Source organism: Allobosea sp. NPDC055353 (assembly GCF_053644975.1).
The window spans coordinates 115089-130608 of sequence record NZ_JBSHMC010000002.1; the positions used below are offsets into that span (position 1 = coordinate 115089).

General features: G+C 66.5%; 16 protein-coding genes. 6 read left to right on the forward strand and 10 right to left on the reverse strand.

Going from position 1 to position 15520, the window contains the following annotated elements; translation table 11 throughout:
* Nucleotides 1-4: 4 nt before the first annotated feature.
* Nucleotides 5-574, reverse strand: a complete 570-nt coding sequence (locus tag ACWIEX_RS13790) for a nitroreductase family protein (protein WP_454033609.1) — start codon at nt 572-574, stop codon at nt 5-7.
* 157 nt (nt 575-731) lie between these two features.
* Here ACWIEX_RS13790 and ACWIEX_RS13795 point away from each other — a divergent pair, with 157 nt between their 5' ends.
* Complete coding sequence (locus ACWIEX_RS13795) at nt 732-1661, forward strand: hypothetical protein (protein WP_454033610.1); 930 nt, start codon at nt 732-734, stop codon at nt 1659-1661.
* A gap of 169 nt (nt 1662-1830) precedes the next feature.
* On the opposite strand, the gene ACWIEX_RS13800 is transcribed toward ACWIEX_RS13795, so the two are convergent.
* The 6 genes from ACWIEX_RS13800 to yidD form a co-directional block, all read right to left on the reverse strand.
* A complete protein-coding gene (locus ACWIEX_RS13800; RefSeq protein WP_454033611.1) occupies nt 1831-2556 on the reverse strand; it encodes an SGNH/GDSL hydrolase family protein in 726 nt (241 codons plus the stop codon).
* 23 nt (nt 2557-2579) lie between these two features.
* Nucleotides 2580-3806, reverse strand: coding sequence for an OpgC family protein (locus ACWIEX_RS13805; protein WP_454033612.1), 1227 nt, complete (start codon nt 3804-3806; stop codon nt 2580-2582).
* A 426-nt stretch (nt 3807-4232) separates the two neighbouring features.
* Nucleotides 4233-4850, reverse strand: a complete 618-nt coding sequence (locus ACWIEX_RS13810) for a GDYXXLXY domain-containing protein (RefSeq protein ID WP_454033613.1) — start codon at nt 4848-4850, stop codon at nt 4233-4235.
* Complete coding sequence (locus ACWIEX_RS13815) at nt 4850-6139, reverse strand: DUF2157 domain-containing protein (protein WP_454033614.1); 1290 nt, start codon at nt 6137-6139, stop codon at nt 4850-4852. The genes ACWIEX_RS13810 and ACWIEX_RS13815 overlap by 1 nt, the downstream gene beginning before the upstream one ends.
* A gap of 204 nt (nt 6140-6343) precedes the next feature.
* Nucleotides 6344-8341: a threonine--tRNA ligase gene (gene thrS / locus ACWIEX_RS13820; protein ID WP_454033615.1), complete on the reverse strand. Its 1998-nt coding sequence runs from the start codon at nt 8339-8341 to the stop codon at nt 6344-6346.
* A gap of 65 nt (nt 8342-8406) precedes the next feature.
* Nucleotides 8407-8736: a membrane protein insertion efficiency factor YidD gene (gene yidD, locus ACWIEX_RS13825; RefSeq protein WP_454034793.1), complete on the reverse strand. Its 330-nt coding sequence runs from the start codon at nt 8734-8736 to the stop codon at nt 8407-8409.
* A gap of 119 nt (nt 8737-8855) precedes the next feature.
* On the opposite strand from yidD, the gene ACWIEX_RS13830 reads away from it, so the two are divergent.
* Entirely contained in the window at nt 8856-9602 is a 747-nt protein-coding gene (locus ACWIEX_RS13830; RefSeq protein WP_454033616.1) for a phosphatase PAP2 family protein, read from the forward strand.
* Between the two features lie 210 nt (nt 9603-9812).
* Here the strand turns inward: ACWIEX_RS13830 and ACWIEX_RS13835 are convergent, their stop codons facing one another.
* Nucleotides 9813-10259 (reverse strand): iron-sulfur cluster assembly scaffold protein, encoded by a 447-nt coding sequence (locus tag ACWIEX_RS13835; protein ID WP_454033617.1) that lies wholly within the window; start codon nt 10257-10259, stop codon nt 9813-9815.
* Between the two features lie 296 nt (nt 10260-10555).
* Here ACWIEX_RS13835 and folE point away from each other — a divergent pair, with 296 nt between their 5' ends.
* The 3 genes from folE (at nt 10556) to ACWIEX_RS13850 (ending at nt 13074) form a co-directional block, all read left to right on the forward strand.
* Nucleotides 10556-11200, forward strand: a complete 645-nt coding sequence (gene folE / locus ACWIEX_RS13840; protein WP_454033618.1) for a GTP cyclohydrolase I FolE — start codon at nt 10556-10558, stop codon at nt 11198-11200.
* 286 nt (nt 11201-11486) lie between these two features.
* Complete coding sequence (gene hisI / locus ACWIEX_RS13845; protein WP_454033619.1) at nt 11487-11894, forward strand: phosphoribosyl-AMP cyclohydrolase; 408 nt, start codon at nt 11487-11489, stop codon at nt 11892-11894.
* 202 nt (nt 11895-12096) lie between these two features.
* Complete coding sequence (locus ACWIEX_RS13850) at nt 12097-13074, forward strand: patatin-like phospholipase family protein (RefSeq protein WP_454033620.1); 978 nt, start codon at nt 12097-12099, stop codon at nt 13072-13074.
* A gap of 24 nt (nt 13075-13098) precedes the next feature.
* Here the strand turns inward: ACWIEX_RS13850 and ACWIEX_RS13855 are convergent, their stop codons facing one another.
* Both ACWIEX_RS13855 and ACWIEX_RS13860 read right to left on the reverse strand, forming a co-directional pair.
* Nucleotides 13099-13530: a CBS domain-containing protein gene (locus ACWIEX_RS13855; RefSeq protein WP_061967056.1), complete on the reverse strand. Its 432-nt coding sequence runs from the start codon at nt 13528-13530 to the stop codon at nt 13099-13101.
* A 174-nt stretch (nt 13531-13704) separates the two neighbouring features.
* Nucleotides 13705-14517 carry a rhomboid family intramembrane serine protease gene (locus ACWIEX_RS13860; protein ID WP_454033621.1) on the reverse strand — a complete coding sequence of 271 codons (813 nt, stop codon included), beginning with the start codon at nt 14515-14517 and terminating at the stop codon, nt 13705-13707.
* Nucleotides 14518-14926: 409 nt separating this feature from the next.
* On the opposite strand from ACWIEX_RS13860, the gene ACWIEX_RS13865 reads away from it, so the two are divergent.
* A complete protein-coding gene (locus tag ACWIEX_RS13865; protein WP_454033622.1) occupies nt 14927-15496 on the forward strand; it encodes a PAS domain-containing protein in 570 nt (189 codons plus the stop codon).
* Nucleotides 15497-15520: the final 24 nt, after the last annotated feature.

A 15520-nucleotide genomic window follows, 5' to 3' on the forward strand; every position in this document is an offset into this window, starting at 1 on the left:
CGTTTCAGGTCCCGTAATAGCTGACGATATCGGCCATCACCGGCCGGTCGCGATCGGTGATCGGCGCCGTCGGTGTGCCGAGATGCACGAAGCCGGCCATGCGCTCGTCCTCGGCCAGCCCGAACGCGGTCAGAACCTGCCGATCGAACGAGAACCAGTTGGTCAGCCAGGAGCCGGCATAGCCCATGGCATAGGCGGCCACGAGCATGTTCATGCAGACCGCGCCGGCCGAGAGCTCCTGCTCCCAGAGCGGGATCTTGGCATGCTCCCGCGCCCGCGAGACCACGGCCACGATGACGGGCGCATACAGCAGGCGCTTGCGCTCGAACTCGACCTGATCGTCGCTCGCCTGCGGATTCTTCTCGCGGAAGATGCGCGCGACGGTCTCGGCCGCCTCCTCGCGGGCCGCGCCCTTGAAGACGATGAAGCGCCAGGGCGCGAGCTTGCCATGGTCCGGCACGCGCGCGGCGATGGCGAGCAATTCGTCGAGCTGGGCGCCGTTAGGGCCGGGTGCCGTGAGGAACTGCGGCGGCACGGAGCGACGCAGCTTGAGCAGAGAGAGCGTATCGGTCATGAAACATCCTGACAGTGGCTTGGGAATTGACCTATTCCTTCGCCATGATGAGGACAAGCGGAGCTGCTCATACATCGCCGCAGAGCCGCCGAGGACGAAAAGCATGCTTGAATTGGAGCATTTTCAAGCGAAGTGGGCACCGGTTCGCGTGAAGAGAATGCGACACGACAAAAATCCAAATGGTTTTGAAGCTGGCCGCCGCCTTGCGGGCGCCGTCTTCGCCGTGGCCGTCCTGCTTGCGCCCAATCTCGCCGGTGCCCAGGCACCCGATCCGGGCCCCGGTGCCGACACGCCGGCCCCCGCCCCCATGCAAGGCCAGCCGGTCGCGCCGAACGGACTGGCGCGCCTCTCCGTCTCCGCGCAGTTCGCGGCCGACCGCAAGCCGATCCGCTCCGGGCTCAACTGGCGCGTCGTGAGCGAAAGCGTCGATGGTGCGTCGCCCCGGATCGTCGCGCGCTCATCCGAGCCGGAGCCCGCCTTTTCGCTGCCACCCGGCAACTACACCGTTCATGCCGGCTATGGCTTCGCCAGCGGCACCAAGCGCGTCAGCCTCGGCCAGCAGGGACTGCGCGATCAGGTCCCGATCAGCGCCGGCGCGCTCTCGCTGGCCGGTTCGATCGGCGACGCGCCGATCCCGGGGACGCTGCTGTCCTTCTCGGTCTTCGTGCCCCTGCAGGGCAACTCGGAAGGCCGGCTGATCACGAACGGCGCCAAGGCCGGCGAGATCATCCGCCTGCCGGAGGGCACCTATCACGTCGTCTCGACCTACGGTGATTCCAACGCGATCCAGCGCGCCGACGTGAAAGTCGAGAACGGCAAGGTGACGGATGCGACGCTGCATCACCGCGCCGCCAAGGTCACGCTGAAGCTCGTCGCCAATGCCGGCGGCGAAGCCTTCGCCGGCACGGCCTTCAGCGTGCTGACCCCGGGCGGCGACGTCATCCGCGAGGCCATCGGCGCCTTCCCGCAGGTCATCCTGGCGGAGGGCGACTATGTGCTGATCGCCCGGCAGGAGGGCCAGGTCTATTCCCGCGACTTCAAGGTCGAGTCAGGCAGCGACCGCGATATCGAGGTTTTGGCAAAGTAGGCGTGGTGCCTGCCGGAAGCTCCGGAACGCCCTTTGTCATTCCGGCGCGCCACAGGCGCGAACCCGGAACCCACGACTGGGTGAAACATCGAATGTCCGGTTGCAAGCGGCTCGCCCAGTCGTGGGTTCCGGGTTCTTCGCTGCGCGAAGCCCCGGAATGACAGAGGCCTCAATTCGTCGGCCTTGCGCCCTTGCCGGCCGTCTCGATCTTCACCGGCCCGATCCCGGCGACGATTCCGTCGGCCAGCCGCAGCGCCAGGCAGCGGTAGCCGGCATCGACCAGATGCAGCCCGTCCATGCCGACGAGTTCCTCCGGCGTGAACTGGCGCGAATTCGACCAGCCCTTCATCATAGCATAGCGCGGGAACAGCGAGACCCCCTGATCCTGCGCCGTCTTCACCAGCACGGCGCGATAGTCGTCGTAATGCGGGTAGCGCCCCTCGCGCGGCAGCCAGGGCAGGTCCATCAGGATCATCTCGATCCCGGCGGCGCGGGCCTTGCCCACGCCCTTGCGCAGGATCTTGGCGAGCTTGTCCTCGCCGATATCCCGGATCGCATCGTTGATGACGGTCTGCCAGATCACGATCGCCGGCTTCTCGTCGACGACATCGGCCTGCATGCGCAGCAGCATGTCATAGGCCGACTGGCCGCCGACACCCTTGTTGACGACCCTGACCTCCGCCCCGGGCAGGCGCCGGCGCAATTCCGCCTGGAGCACGGCCGGATAGCTCTTGTCGTCGGCGCTGGCGCCGGAGCCAGCGGTCGCCGAGGAGCCCAGCGCCACGACGGTCAGGCGGCCGGTTTCCTGAAGGGCCTTGCGCGCTGCCGGCAGGCGCGGCTGGAAGAGGGTCTTCGCTGCTTCCGCGCGGCAGCGTACATCGGGCGGCGGCGGCATCGGCGCCGCACCCGCCACGGAATTCAGTGCGAGGAGAAGGAAGGCCGCGCTGGCGGTGCGCCACGGGCCGGGGCCGTCTCGGCGCTTGCGCCGCGTTTCGTGATCGAACGGTACCACGACAGGAAAATCCCTAACCCTGTCAGAATTGTAACGCCAGCCGTGCATATCAGCAACTGAACGCCCAGATCGAAGGATGTTTCCGCAAGAAGAATCTGCCCGATGATCGAGAGCACGATTCCAGCGCAGAAGACATGAAGCGAGTTCTGCCCGGCACTGGCCAGCATGCGGCCCGGCAGAGCCTTCGCCAGAGCGGGTCCCGCCGGCAGCCAGCGGATCGCCAGCCAGGCCAGCGCGCCGATATGCAGGAGCCGCGTCCAGGCAAGATTGGTCTTGTCCGAACCGAGCTGCACGGAATCGAACCAGTCATTCAACGCAGCGATACCCGTCGGATTGCCGCTCGATATCTTCACCGCCCAGGCGAAGGCGATGAAGGCGACCGCGGCGAGATCGAGCCAAACGAGGCGCGGCGTGCGGATGCCGAGTTGCGCCCCGCGCCCGATGACGACGCCGAGCGTGAACACGACCTGCCACGCGAACGGATTGAAGAACCAGACACCGGCATTGCCATTGGGCAGGCTCAGCTCGAAGGCGAGCGCCGCCTGCCAGATCGTCAGCGAGCAGGCCAGCGTGAGCAGCGGGCTCAGACGCACCGCATAGTAGATCACCGGGAACAGCGCCAGCAGCACGATATAGAGCGGCAGGATATCGAGATAGGACGGCTGATAGGTCAGCGTCAGCGCGCCGATCAGCGCCTCGACCGTGTCGCGGAAGAACGGCTGGATGTTGATCGCCTCGATATAGAGCGGGTTCTGCGTCCGCGTCACCGCCGTCGCGACCACGCCGCAGACGATGATGAACACCGCGATATGGGCGATGTAGAGCGTCCAGAGCCGCGCACCGAGCTTCAAGCCTGCGACCGCGAAGCCACGTTGCTCGATCAGCACGCCATAGGCGAGCGTCGCCGAGACGCCGGCCAGCAGCACGAAGATGTCGGCCGCGTCCGAGAAGCCGAAATTATGCGGCATGTAGGCCGAGACGACGTTCCCCGGCATGTGGTTGATGAAGATGATCAGCAGGGAAAGCCCACGGATCACGTCGATCCGCGCATCCCGCCCCGGCACAGCCAGCACCGCATCCACGGCCGGTCGGCCGAGAAGCAGAAAGCGCCTGAAGGAGGAATGGGAGGACACGGGACGCAAGTCCTTCAGCGAGGCCGGAATTCAGGATCGAAACGCTGGCGAGCCGATGACGGTTCCCGACTCGCCGCGCTCAAGATGAACGTTCGTTGTCGAACCTGTTCATCTGCCGTTCATATAACTCCTGAGGATTCGCGTCACGCGGCGTGTTGTCACAAGCGCGTGTGGCGGATCATGAGCGGCTTTGCGGCGGAGCTGAGACGGGGCGAGGACGACACGGCAATGTGATGCCGGGCGCCTCTCAGAGCCCGCTAAGGTTGAAGGAAAATACGCGTGTCATCCCGGGCTTGACCCGGGATCCATTCCGGAGCGCTCCCGTTTGAGGTTCAGGAATGGATCCCGGATCTCCGCTTCGCTCCGTCCGGGATGACTCGCGCTTTTAAGAGACCGCAGCGCCTTCATGCGAACGGCCAATGCGCCTCAGTACGGCGGCTCGGCGTAAAGCGGCTTGCCGTCGATCAGCAGGCGCTTGATCGCGGCCTCTCCAGATGACGAGACGGCGGCGACGACCTCGATGCGGGCCTTGTCGGTGGTCTCGATCGCTTTGCCCTCGCCCTGCGGCACGAAATAGCTCTCGAGCCCATAGGCGATGCGCAGGCGGTTGCGCCGCCCACTGCAATCGAAGTCGCCGTTCTCATTGGTGGCACAGGCCGAGGTCGAGGTGACCCGTCCGGCGATCACCACCGTGCCGTCCCCGGCCTTCGGCCAGTCGCGCGTGACACCGGTCGCCTTGGCAAAGCCCTGCTCGTCACGACCGAGGCTGACATAGACCCGCTCGCCGCGCGCGAACGCCAGCTGGCCCGCGGCATCGGCCTCCACCGTGCTGATCGGATAGGCGAGGATGACATAGTCGCCACGGAAGAGATCGCGCGGATCGACCGGCACGCTCCGCAGCCGGATTTCCGCCCCACCCCGCAGTATCCGCGCCCGTTGCTCGACGAGCGCGAGCAGGACGAGCCCCAGTAGCAGCGCGGTTGCCAGCGCGCGCCAGACCAGCGGGACCTTGGCGACGAGGGTATCGGCCGAAAGCGCGCGCATCAGGCGGCTTCCTTCTCAGGCGGGTTGAGGCGGGCGAAGAGGCGTCGCGCACCGGAGGCGATCGCCAGAAGCGCCGCGCCCGCCACGAGGAAGAACAGCGACTGGTCGAGCAGCGTGCCAATCGTCTGCCAGAGCAGGATCAGGATCGCGACGCCGAACAGCACCGAGCCTGCCAGCACCAATCGCCTAATGCCGCCGACCGCGCCTGCTGCCACCAGCGCCGTAGCAGTAAGCAGCACAAGGCTCGCGACGATGATCTTGCCGGCCATGGCAGTGACGATGCCGGTCCAGAACACGGCCGGCACCAGCAAGGCGAAGGCAAGCCCCGCCGCCAGCGGCCAGGCGAAGCGCCGCTCCCGCGCGAGCCCGGCCATGCAGGCGACGACTGGCAAAGCGACGGCATAGGCGAGGAAGACGAAGCGGAAAGCATGCCCAGCCCGCGCCTCGTCGCTGTCGAGGATGCGGATCAGTTCGACATTCAGAACCAGCACCAGCCCGAGCAGCCCCCAGGGCAGGCAGGCGGTCAGGACCGATGGCAGGCCCCGGTCGAGCGCCAGCGCGCCCAGCGCCACATAGAACACGGCGAGCGCCAGCCCATAGGCGAGCAGCCCGTAATCGAAGCGATCGAACAGCCCATAGCCCGGCGCCATGGCGAGCCAGGCGGCCGCCGCCAGCACGACGAGGTGATGGACCAGCCGGTTGTCGCGCGACAGCGAGAGCCACAAGGCCGGCAGATAGAGGATGAAGAAGCCGAGATGGGCGCCGCTGCGCGCCTCTTCCCAGCGCCCGCCGCTCCAGGCGCAGATCGCGATCAGCGCGATCGCCAGGGCGCCGTTCGAGCGCATCAGGACGGCGGCGATCAGGCCGCCGAGCGCGACCAAGAGCGCTCCACCCGGCCAGTCGGCCGGCAGGTGGTACATCTGGCCGACCAGTGCCAAGCCCGCGCCGAAGATCAGCACGCCGCAGGTCACGGCGGCATCGGCGCCACGTGGCGAACCCTGCCGCTCCAGCCGGAACGCATAGGCGATACAGATGGCGATCGCCGCCAGGATCATGCCGAGCTTGACGAGGCGCGGGATGTCCTCCCAGCCCGCTGCGACGAAGGCGGCGACGCTGGCTGCGATCAGCAATCCGCCAAGCAGGCCGAGCACGGCCGGCAGGCGGATGCCGCCTTGCTCGCGCGCGACCGAGCGCCGGATCGCGCCGGCACTCTCGGCACTGAGCCAACCCTCAGTGACCCAGCGGGGAAGATCGGCTTCGAGCCGCTTGCGATAGGAACCGGTCAGCATTGCCGGCAATCTGGCATGGCGAGGCCAGGATTCGCTAGGGGAGCGCAACCACCCTTGTCATTCCGGGGCTTCGCGCAGCGAAGAACCCGGAACCCACGACCGGGTACGACATCCAATGCTCGGTTACGAGCGGCTCACCCGGTCGTGGGTTCCGGGTTCGCGCTTACGCGCGCCCCGGAATGACAATCGTTGGTCGGCAAGTCGTCAGCCCGCCTTCACGGCCTTCTTGCGCGCCAGATCCGGCGCCAACGCCTCCTGGCCCAGCGCCGCGAGCGCCTCGTCGAGCGTCATCACCGTCTGCGCCTGGCTGCCGAGGCGGCGGACCGTCACGGTCTTCTCCTCGGCCTCGCGCTTGCCGACGGCGAGGATGACCGGGACCTTAGCCAGCGAGTGCTCGCGCACCTTGTACGAGATCTTCTCGTTGCGCAGATCGGCACGCGCCCTGAGGCCAGCCCCCATCAGCACCATCGTCACATCCTCGGCATAGGCATCCGCCTCAGAGGTGATCGGGCAGACCACGATCTGCTCGGGCGCCAGCCAGAGCGGGAAATGCCCGGCATGATGCTCGATCAGGATGCCGGTGAAGCGCTCCAGCGAGCCGCAGATGGCACGGTGGACCATGACCGGCTGCTTCTTCTCGCCATCGGCGCCGATATAGAAGGCGCCGAACCGCTCCGGCAGGTTGAAGTCGACCTGCGTCGTGCCGCATTGCCAGTCGCGGCCGATGGCATCGCGCAGCACATATTCGAATTTCGGCCCGTAGAAGGCACCCTCGCCCGGATTGATCTCGGTCTTGATCCGGTTGCCGGACTGTTTCGCGATCCGCTCCAGCACGCCGGTCATCACCTCTTCGGCATGGTCCCAGACCGCGTCAGAACCGACACGCTTCTCAGGCCGGGTCGAGAGCTTGATGACGAGCTCTTCGGTGAAGCCGAAATCCTCATAGACCGACAGGATCAGGTCGTTGATCTTCAGGCACTCGGCCGCGAGCTGCTCCTCCGTGCAGAAGATATGCGCGTCGTCCTGCGTGAAGCCGCGCACGCGCATCAGCCCATGCAGCGCGCCCGAGGGCTCGTAGCGATGGACATTGCCGAATTCGGCAAGCCGGATCGGCAGATCACGATAGCTCTTCAGACCGTGCTTGAAGATCTGGACATGACCCGGGCAGTTCATCGGCTTCAGCGCGAAGACGCGATGGTCGCGCTCGGCATCGGCCGGGTTCTCGAAGGCCGAGGCCGACTTCACCGCGAACATGTTGTCCTGGTACCAGCCCCAGTGGCCCGAGGTCTCCCAGAGCGACTTATCGAGGATCTGCGGCGCATTCACCTCCTCATAGTCGGCGGCGAGGCGCCGGCGCATATAGGCGATGATCTCCTGGAACAGGCGCCAGCCCTTGGAGTGCCAGAACACGACGCCCGGCCCCTCCTCCTGGAAATGGAACAAGTCCATCTCCCGGCCGAGCTTGCGGTGGTCGCGCTTCTCCGCCTCCTCAAGCTGCTTGAGATAGGCGTCGAGCTCTTCCTGCCTGGCGAAGGCCGTGCCGTAGATGCGGGTCAGCATCGCGTTGTTGCTGTCACCGCGCCAATAGGCGCCGGCCGTCTTCATCAGCTTGAAGGCGTTGCCGACCTTGCCGACCGAGGTCATGTGCGGGCCGCGGCAGAGGTCGATCCAGTCGCCCTGCGCGTACATCTTCAGCGTCTGGTCGGCGGGGATCGCATCGACCAGCTCGACCTTGTAGGCCTCGCCCTTGGCGGCGAAGAAATCCTTGGCCTTGTCGCGGCTCCAGACCTCCTTGGTGAAGGGTTTGTCGCGCGCGATGATCTCGCGCATCTTCTTCTCGATCGCCGGGAAGTCCTCCGGAGTGAAGGGCTCGTTGCGGGCGAAATCGTAGAAGAACCCGTTCTCGATAACCGGGCCGATCGTCACCTGCGTGCCGGGGAAGAGTTCCTGCACGGCCTCGGCGAGGACGTGGGCGGTGTCGTGCCGGATCAGTTCGAGCGAACGCGGGTCTTCCCGGTTCAGGAACTCGATCCTGGCGTCAGCGGTGATCGGGTCGGCGAGGTCGACGACGGCGCCGTCGAGCGCCATCGCGACGGTGCGCTTCAGCAGCGAGGGGGAAATGCCCTTGGCGAGTTCGGCCCCGGTGATGCCGGAGGGGAATTCGCGCCTGGCGCCATCGGGAAATGTCAGGGAGATCGTCATCGATCGTGCTCCTGCTCACTCGGGGATACGGACCCCGTAAGTCAGACCGGCTGCGAATGTGAGGGTTACGTTCCGCCGCCCGCAGTCGGTTCGGCGTCGGAATCGAAAGCCGCCGGCACGTTCGTCCCGCGCCAGCGGCCATAGGACCATGGCCTATACCACCTCGCCGCGGGCGGCAATGCCTCGCAGACAATGTCGACGCCGCTGGTGCCCCATGGGTTGCAACGGCAGATCCGCGCGAAACCGACCCAGCCGCCGCGCCAGAGGCCAAAGCGCAGGATCGCCTCATCGGTATAGGCCGAGCAGCTCGGCCAGTGCCGGCAATGCCGCCCGACCAGCATCGAAAGGCTGAGCTGATAGCCACGAATCGCGATATGAGCGGCTTTCCGAGGCAAAAGCGCAGCCCTTCGCAAGCGCGAACATCTTTGCTTAACAAAAAGACGCTGAAATAGATCGTCTGCTTCGTTCCGTTCAGCCACAATCAGAACCGCTTCCCTTGCTCGATACCGGACACATGATGCGCGCCGCCCGCTTTCGCCAAGCCCTCGTTCGCAAGACCTTGTTCGGTGCCGGACTGGCACTCGGTCTCGGCCTCGCCATGCCGGCCTCGGCCCAGCAGCGGCCTTACCTGCTCTGGCTCGACGGCGCCAAGCTCGACGTCGCCAAGATCATCGGGCTGCCGCCGGCGCAGAACAGCCCCGAGGGCAAGGCCGAGTTCGAGCAGGTCCAGCAGATCACCCTGAACCGCACGCCCGAGCGCGAGAAGCAGGCGATCGCCGATCAGCGCCAGGCGCTGGTGAATTTCCTGAACGGCATGGACACCGGCTATGTCGACGGTACCCATCGTGAGGTCCGGCTGCTCTTCCGCGAGGCGCAGGTCGAGCTCGGCATCCTGCTGAAGAGCGTTCACCGCCTGACCAGTCGCCAGCGCCCCTTCCAGCTCTGGGCCAAGGTCCGGGTCAAGCCCTGCCCCGGTGCGCGGCCGGTCGGCACCTCCTTCCCGTCCGGCCACGCCGCGACGGCGGCCCTCTATGCCGAATTGCTCAAGGCCGCCATCCCCGAGCTCTCGGACAAGCTGGAAGAACGGGTGAAGAGCTATGACGAGAGCCGCCTGATCTGCGGCTTCCACTATCCGAGCGACCTCGTTGCCGGCGACAAGGTCGGCCGCGCCGTCGCCAAGGCCCTGCTGGCGGACCACGCCTTCAAGGTGCGCTTCGACGAGACCCTGCCGGAAATCCGCGTCGCCTTCGGCGTGAAGTAAACGAACGGCATATCGTCAGGCGGCGCGGAAACGTTCCCGGTTCGAACCAACCCTTGTCATTCCGGGGCACGTCGAAGACGTGAACCCGGAACCCACGACCGGGTGAGCCGCTGACAATTGGGCGTCGGGTGTCCCACCCAGTCGTGGGTTCCGGGTTCTTCGCTACGCGAAGCCCCGGAATGACAAAGGTATGGCAAATATCGCGGGCCGCTAGGCCGCGGCCTCGCGCCGCTTCGCCTCGATCTGGTCGATCGCATCGACCACTGCGTCGAAGGTCAGCATCGTCGAGGCGTGGCGCGCCTTGAAGTCGCGCACCGGTACGAGCACGGCGAGATCGGCCCATTTGCCCTCGGGCGGCTCGGCATTCTCCTTCAGGATGGCACGCGCCTGCTCGCGCACCTCCCGCAATTCCGCCGCCGTCGAGCCGACGACATGGCGCGCCATGATCGAGGACGAGGCCTGCCCCAGCGCGCAGGCCTTCACCTCATGGCCGAAGCCGGTGACGACATCGCCCGCCATGGTGACATCGACTGTCACGGTCGAGCCGCATAGCTTCGAATGCGCGCGCGCCGTCGCATCAGGCGATGGCAGGCGCTGCAGCAGGGGGATATTGGCGGCAAGCGAGAGGATGCGCTTGTTGTAGACGTCGTCCAGCATGGTTGGATCCTAGAGCACGCTCCGATCGGATTGCAGCGCAATCCGATCGGACAACGCGTTCTCTATCGTATAGTCGGAGGCGGATTCACCGATCAGGTTGAATAACCTGATCAGACCCGGCTCCGGCCGGTCTGGAATGACCGGCACCAGGACCCAATATAAGGTTGATCGCCGCAAAACGGGAGGGCATGGGAACCTCTTCCGCCGCGAGGCATCAAACTTGTCGCACCAGCCAAGCAGCCGCTGCCTCTAAGGGGCGGCTCGCGAGGCTTCATCGTCCCAACGGGAGGCACCACATGATCCCTGTGGTTAAGTCCTTGTCCGTCGAGGGGGCCATCGGCCCCTCCGCCGACAAGTTTCTGGTCCGCAAGCCGACACAGGAAGAGGCCGAGGCCGCTGTCCGCACGCTCCTGCTCTGGGCCGGCGACGATCCGTCGCGCGAGGGCCTGGCCGACACGCCGCGGCGCGTCGCCAAGGCCTACAAGGAATTCTACAAGGGCTATGCCGAGGACCCGCGCCACATCCTCGACCGCGTCTTCGAGGAGGTCGAGGGCTATCGCGACATGATCCTCGTCCGCGACATCCCGTTCTATTCGCATTGCGAGCACCACATGGTGCCCTTCGTCGGCAAGGCGCATATCGGCTATTACCCGTCGAAGGGCGTGGTCGGCCTCTCGAAGCTCGCCCGCATCGTCGATGTCTATGCCCGCCGCCTGCAGACGCAGGAGACGATGACCGCCCAGATCGCCGACGTGATCGAGGAAGTGCTGGAGCCGCGCGGCGTCGCCGTCCTCGTCGAGGCCGAGCACATGTGCATGTCGATGCGCGGCGTGCAGAAGCAGGGCTCATCGACCATGACATCGCAATATCGCGGCATCTTCCGTGACGACACGGCCGAACAGGTCCGCTTCTTCACAATGGTGAAATCATCGGGGCTGTAGGCACTGTTGACACTTGGTAGCAGCGATTTCGCACCACCTTTGTCATTCCGGGGCGTGCCGTAGGCGCGAACCCGGAACCCACGACTGGGTGGGACATTTTATGCCGGCTTGTGAGCCGCTCGCCCAGTCGTGGGTTCCGGGCTCTTCGCTACGCGAAGCCCCGGAATGACAACGGTGGTTCCAGCGGCGTGTTTCCAGTAGCTGTCTGCATCACTTGGCGGCTTCGTGGCCGCTCCCGGCATTCCTTTACAAGGCGCGACGCGTGACCGCCTTCCTCGGAGCCTCCATGTCCCTCTTCCCCACCGCATCCGACAAGCACGCCCTCGAGGAGGGCACGGTGCTCAGCCCCCGCTTCGACGCGAACGGGCTGGTGACGGTCGTCGCGACGGAGGCCGATAGCGGCGCGGTGCTGATGGTCGCCCATATGAATGCCGAGGCGCTGCAGCGCTCGATCGAGACCGGCGAGGCCTGGTACTGGTCGCGCTCGCGCCAGGAACTCTGGCACAAGGGCGCGACCTCGGGCCAGATCCAGACCATCGTGGAGATGCGGATCGATTGCGACCAGGACGCGCTCTGGATCAAGGTCAAGGTGGCCGGCGACGGCGGCTGCTGCCACACCGGGCGCTGCTCCTGCTTCTACCGGGCCCGGCCGCTGCGGGATGAGGCGGGGAAGCCTCTGATCGTATGCGACTGATCGACCTGAAGCCGGCGCGTACCGACAATGCCGCCGGCACGCCTTCACGGATCCGTCAAAGAGAGGCGATAATGGCCGGAGGCTGGCCGTTCATCTTTCGCTCATCGGCTTCTGAGACCCTCTCATTCCACGGAGGGACAGGCCCATGCGGTGGGATGGTGTCGCGCGGCGAGCCTTTGGTCTCGGCGGAGGTGGTGCCGCAATGAATGACATGCGCCCGGTCGAGGGCCAGCCGGCTCTGGTCAGGCCGAAGATCGGCCTCGCGCTCGGCGGTGGTGCGGCGCGCGGCTGGGCCCATATCGGCGCTCTCGAAGTGCTGATCGAGGCTGGCTTCTCCCCCGACGTCATCGCCGGGACGTCGATCGGCGCCGTGGTCGGAGGCTGCCTTGCCGCGGGCAAGCTGCCCGAGCTCGCCGAATTCGCCACCAGCATGACCAAGCGCCGCATCGTCGGGCTGATGGATTTCCATATCGGCGGCGCCGGGCTGATCGCCGGCAGCCGCCTGAAGCGCCTGCTCGAACAGCAACTCGACGGTATCCGGATCGAGGAACTGGACCGCCGTTTCGTCGCCATCGCGACGGAGCTTGGCTTCGGTCACGAGATCTGGCTGACCCATGGCCCGCTGGTCGAGGCGCTGACCGCGTCCTATGCCCTTCCCGGCATCTTCGATCCGGTGAAGCTCGGCGGTCGCTGGCTGATGGATGGCGCACTGGTCAACCCGGTCCCGGTCACGGCGGCGCGCGCGCTCGGCGCCGACGTCGTGATCTGCGTCAACCTCAACAACGACCTCGCCGGCCGCGGCACGACCATCCAGGATCAGGGTTCCGATCCCGATCCGCTCGTGCCTGAGGTGCGGGTCGAGCCGGAGCCACGGTGGTATGACGGGATCAGCGGCGCCGCCAAGCGCGTCCGCAACATCGTCGGCCGCCCGGCGGAGAACCGTCCCGGCCTCGCCGGCGTGATGATCGACGCCTTCAACATCACGCAGGACCGGATTTCGCGCTCGCGCCTGGCAGGCGATCCGCCGGACGTGATGATCGGCCCGAAGCTCGGCCGCATCGGCCTGTTCGATTTCCACCGCGCCGGCGAGACCATCGAGCTCGGCCGGCAGGCGGCGCGGCGGGCCCTGGACGACATCGCCACCCTCGTTGCCGCGAACCATATCGCGCCGGAGAGCTGAAGCCCTCCGGCCGCGCAGACGGCATCAGGCCATGGCGATATAGTCGCGCATCGCCTGGCTCTCGGCCTCGATCGCGGCGACCCGGTGCTTCACCACGTCGCCGATCGAGACGATACCGGTGACGCGCCCATTCTCGACCACCGGGACGTGGCGGAAGCGGCCGGTCGTCATGATCTCCATCAGTTCGTCGACGCTGGTCTGCGGCCGACAGGTCACGACCTTCGAGGTCATCGAGCGCGAGACCGCGCTCTCCAGGGCTGCGCCGCCCAACTCGCCGAGCGCCCGGATGATGTCGCGCTCGGACAGGATACCGACCAGCGCGCCATCCGCCCCCATGACGATCACGGCACCGATGCGCTTCTCACTCAGCGTGCGGATCGCCTCGGACAGCGTCCGATGCGGCTGCATCGAGATGACATCATGCCCCTTGCCGCTCAGCAACTGCTCGACATTCATGGCTCATCCCTCCTCGCAGGCGCGCCGTTTCCGGCGCGCGGTTTCGCTGGAACTCCGCAAGCGCCGGCAAGACTCTCCATGCCGGCCGGCTCGGGAAGTGCTTCGCAATGAAGCGAGTGTGGGCGAAGACCATGACGCAGGCAAGATCGCGGGAAGCGGACCGGAGCTGCCCCGTCAGCGCCGCTGCTGGCCCCGGTCGAGCAGCGGAAACAGCAGCAGCCCGACGATAAAGCCGCCGATATGGGCCTCCCAGGCGATGCTGGTCTCATCGCCGAAGATCGGCACGAGCCCGGCGCCGAACAGGATATTCGTCACGAACCAGATCGCGATGAACAGCAGCGCGCGCGAATTGCGCCAGAGCTGCCCGAGCGGTTCGGCGGGAATCGCCTTGACGACCGCGTCGTCGCCGAGCTCACCGAAGCGCAAGCCCGGCGCGAAGACGAAGCGGACTGCCGCCGCCGTCGCCCCCGAGATGCCGGCGGAGGCACCGACCAGCGGCAGCACGTCGAGATCGCGCGACCACCAGTGCAGCAGTGCGCCACCGATGGTCGCCAGCGCCACCAGGTTGAGGAAGCGGCCCGGTCCGAGCCGTCGCGCGACCGGGCTGCCGAAAGCCGCGAGCCAGACCGCATTGGAGACGAGATGCAGCCAGGAGCCATGCAGAAAGCCATAGGTCAGGACCGTCCAGAGACGGACCCCGCCATCGGCGAGCAGGAGCCTGACGAGTTGCAGCCGCTCGACCACGTCCTGCCCCGCCGTGGACTGGGCCATCGCGCCGACGACATCGTCGATCCGGCCCGGCGAAAGCCAGAGCGTCAATCGCGCCGGCACGAAGGCCAGCCAGGACATCAGCACGTAATCGTCATAGTCCGACAAAAGCGAGCGGCCGGCCTGGATCAGGACCAGGACCGCCAGCAGCCAGACCACGACCGAAGGCAGGTTGAAGACGGGCTCGCGCCGCGGCGGGGAAGGATCGTGGGAAGCCATGCGGCCGTCACACTTGCCGAAGCACCGGCGCGGCGCAAGCGGCCGGCCGCCTCGACTCAACGAAAAAGGGGAGCAGCTCGCGCCGTCCCCTTTTTCGCCGGCTGTGAGGCCGCCCGGTCATGCCGGGCGGCTGGCTCACGCCCCCCTCCACCTCGTGCCGCGCATGCTGTCCGCATCCGCGAAATCCGGGGCAATTGATGCGCATTTTAACGATCATCCACAATCCTAACACTTGATTAACCCTAACGACCCTGCCGCCTCCCCCGACTCAGGCGGCGGTGGCAAGACGGCACGGCGAATGCGTCAGCGATCTTCCGAGGGACTGATTCGTCCTCCTTTCGGACGGATCCGCGTCATCTTCGGACGCGAGACCGCTCCGGGGAGAGACAGACGGCGATATGGGCACAGGATGAAGAACGCGAGCACACGTCTGGTTTTCGAATATTGGGACGGGTTGCGCGGCGACCGGGCCGCGCCGGAGCGCGGCGAGATCGAGCCTGGAGCCTTGCGGCACGCCCTTGCCGACACCTTCGTGCTGGAGAACGAGCCGATCGGCCCGGTCTTCCGGCTCGCGGGGACACGGCTCTGCGCCCTGATCGGCCAGGAATTGCGCGGCCGCGCCTTCACCGCGCTCTGGGCCGATGTCGAGGCCCAGGGCGACATGCGCCGCCTCGTCCAGACCGTGATGGACGAGAGCGCCGGGGCGGTTGCCGGCCTCTCGGGCAAATCGGCCACCGGCACGCCGATCTATCTCGAACTGCTGCTGCTGCCGCTGCGCTATCGGGGCCGGACCCATGCCCGCGTTCTGGGCGCACTCTCGCCTGCCCTGTCGCCGGACTGGCTCGGCCTCGACACCATCGAATCGATGCGGATGATCTCGCTCAGGATGCTCTGGCCTGCGGCGGCCGCGCGCCCGCCAGTCTCGCCGCGCCGTGCCGAACCGCCTCGTCTCGTGGTATTACCGGGCGGGCGGGCCTGATCTGAACGTTACGTTAACCCAGCC

Excerpts from the sequence above, each read along its gene's own strand:
- ACWIEX_RS13790 (WP_454033609.1), bottom strand. The coding sequence starts at position 574 with ATGACCGATACGCTCTCTCTGCTCAAGCTGCGTCGCTCCGTGCCGCCG.
- ACWIEX_RS13795 (WP_454033610.1), top strand. The coding sequence starts at position 732 with ATGCGACACGACAAAAATCCAAATGGTTTTGAAGCTGGCCGCCGCCTT.
- ACWIEX_RS13800 (WP_454033611.1), bottom strand. The coding sequence starts at position 2,556 with ATGCCGCCGCCGCCCGATGTACGCTGCCGCGCGGAAGCAGCGAAGACC.
- ACWIEX_RS13810 (WP_454033613.1), bottom strand. The coding sequence starts at position 4,850 with ATGCGCGCGCTTTCGGCCGATACCCTCGTCGCCAAGGTCCCGCTGGTC.
- ACWIEX_RS13815 (WP_454033614.1), bottom strand. The coding sequence starts at position 6,139 with ATGCTGACCGGTTCCTATCGCAAGCGGCTCGAAGCCGATCTTCCCCGC.
- thrS (WP_454033615.1), bottom strand. The coding sequence starts at position 8,341 with ATGACGATCTCCCTGACATTTCCCGATGGCGCCAGGCGCGAATTCCCC.
- ACWIEX_RS13830 (WP_454033616.1), top strand. The coding sequence starts at position 8,856 with ATGATGCGCGCCGCCCGCTTTCGCCAAGCCCTCGTTCGCAAGACCTTG.
- ACWIEX_RS13835 (WP_454033617.1), bottom strand. The coding sequence starts at position 10,259 with ATGCTGGACGACGTCTACAACAAGCGCATCCTCTCGCTTGCCGCCAAT.
- folE (WP_454033618.1), top strand. The coding sequence starts at position 10,556 with ATGATCCCTGTGGTTAAGTCCTTGTCCGTCGAGGGGGCCATCGGCCCC.
- hisI (WP_454033619.1), top strand. The coding sequence starts at position 11,487 with ATGTCCCTCTTCCCCACCGCATCCGACAAGCACGCCCTCGAGGAGGGC.
- ACWIEX_RS13850 (WP_454033620.1), top strand. The coding sequence starts at position 12,097 with ATGAATGACATGCGCCCGGTCGAGGGCCAGCCGGCTCTGGTCAGGCCG.
- ACWIEX_RS13855 (WP_061967056.1), bottom strand. The coding sequence starts at position 13,530 with ATGAATGTCGAGCAGTTGCTGAGCGGCAAGGGGCATGATGTCATCTCG.
- ACWIEX_RS13860 (WP_454033621.1), bottom strand. The coding sequence starts at position 14,517 with ATGGCTTCCCACGATCCTTCCCCGCCGCGGCGCGAGCCCGTCTTCAAC.
- ACWIEX_RS13865 (WP_454033622.1), top strand. The coding sequence starts at position 14,927 with ATGAAGAACGCGAGCACACGTCTGGTTTTCGAATATTGGGACGGGTTG.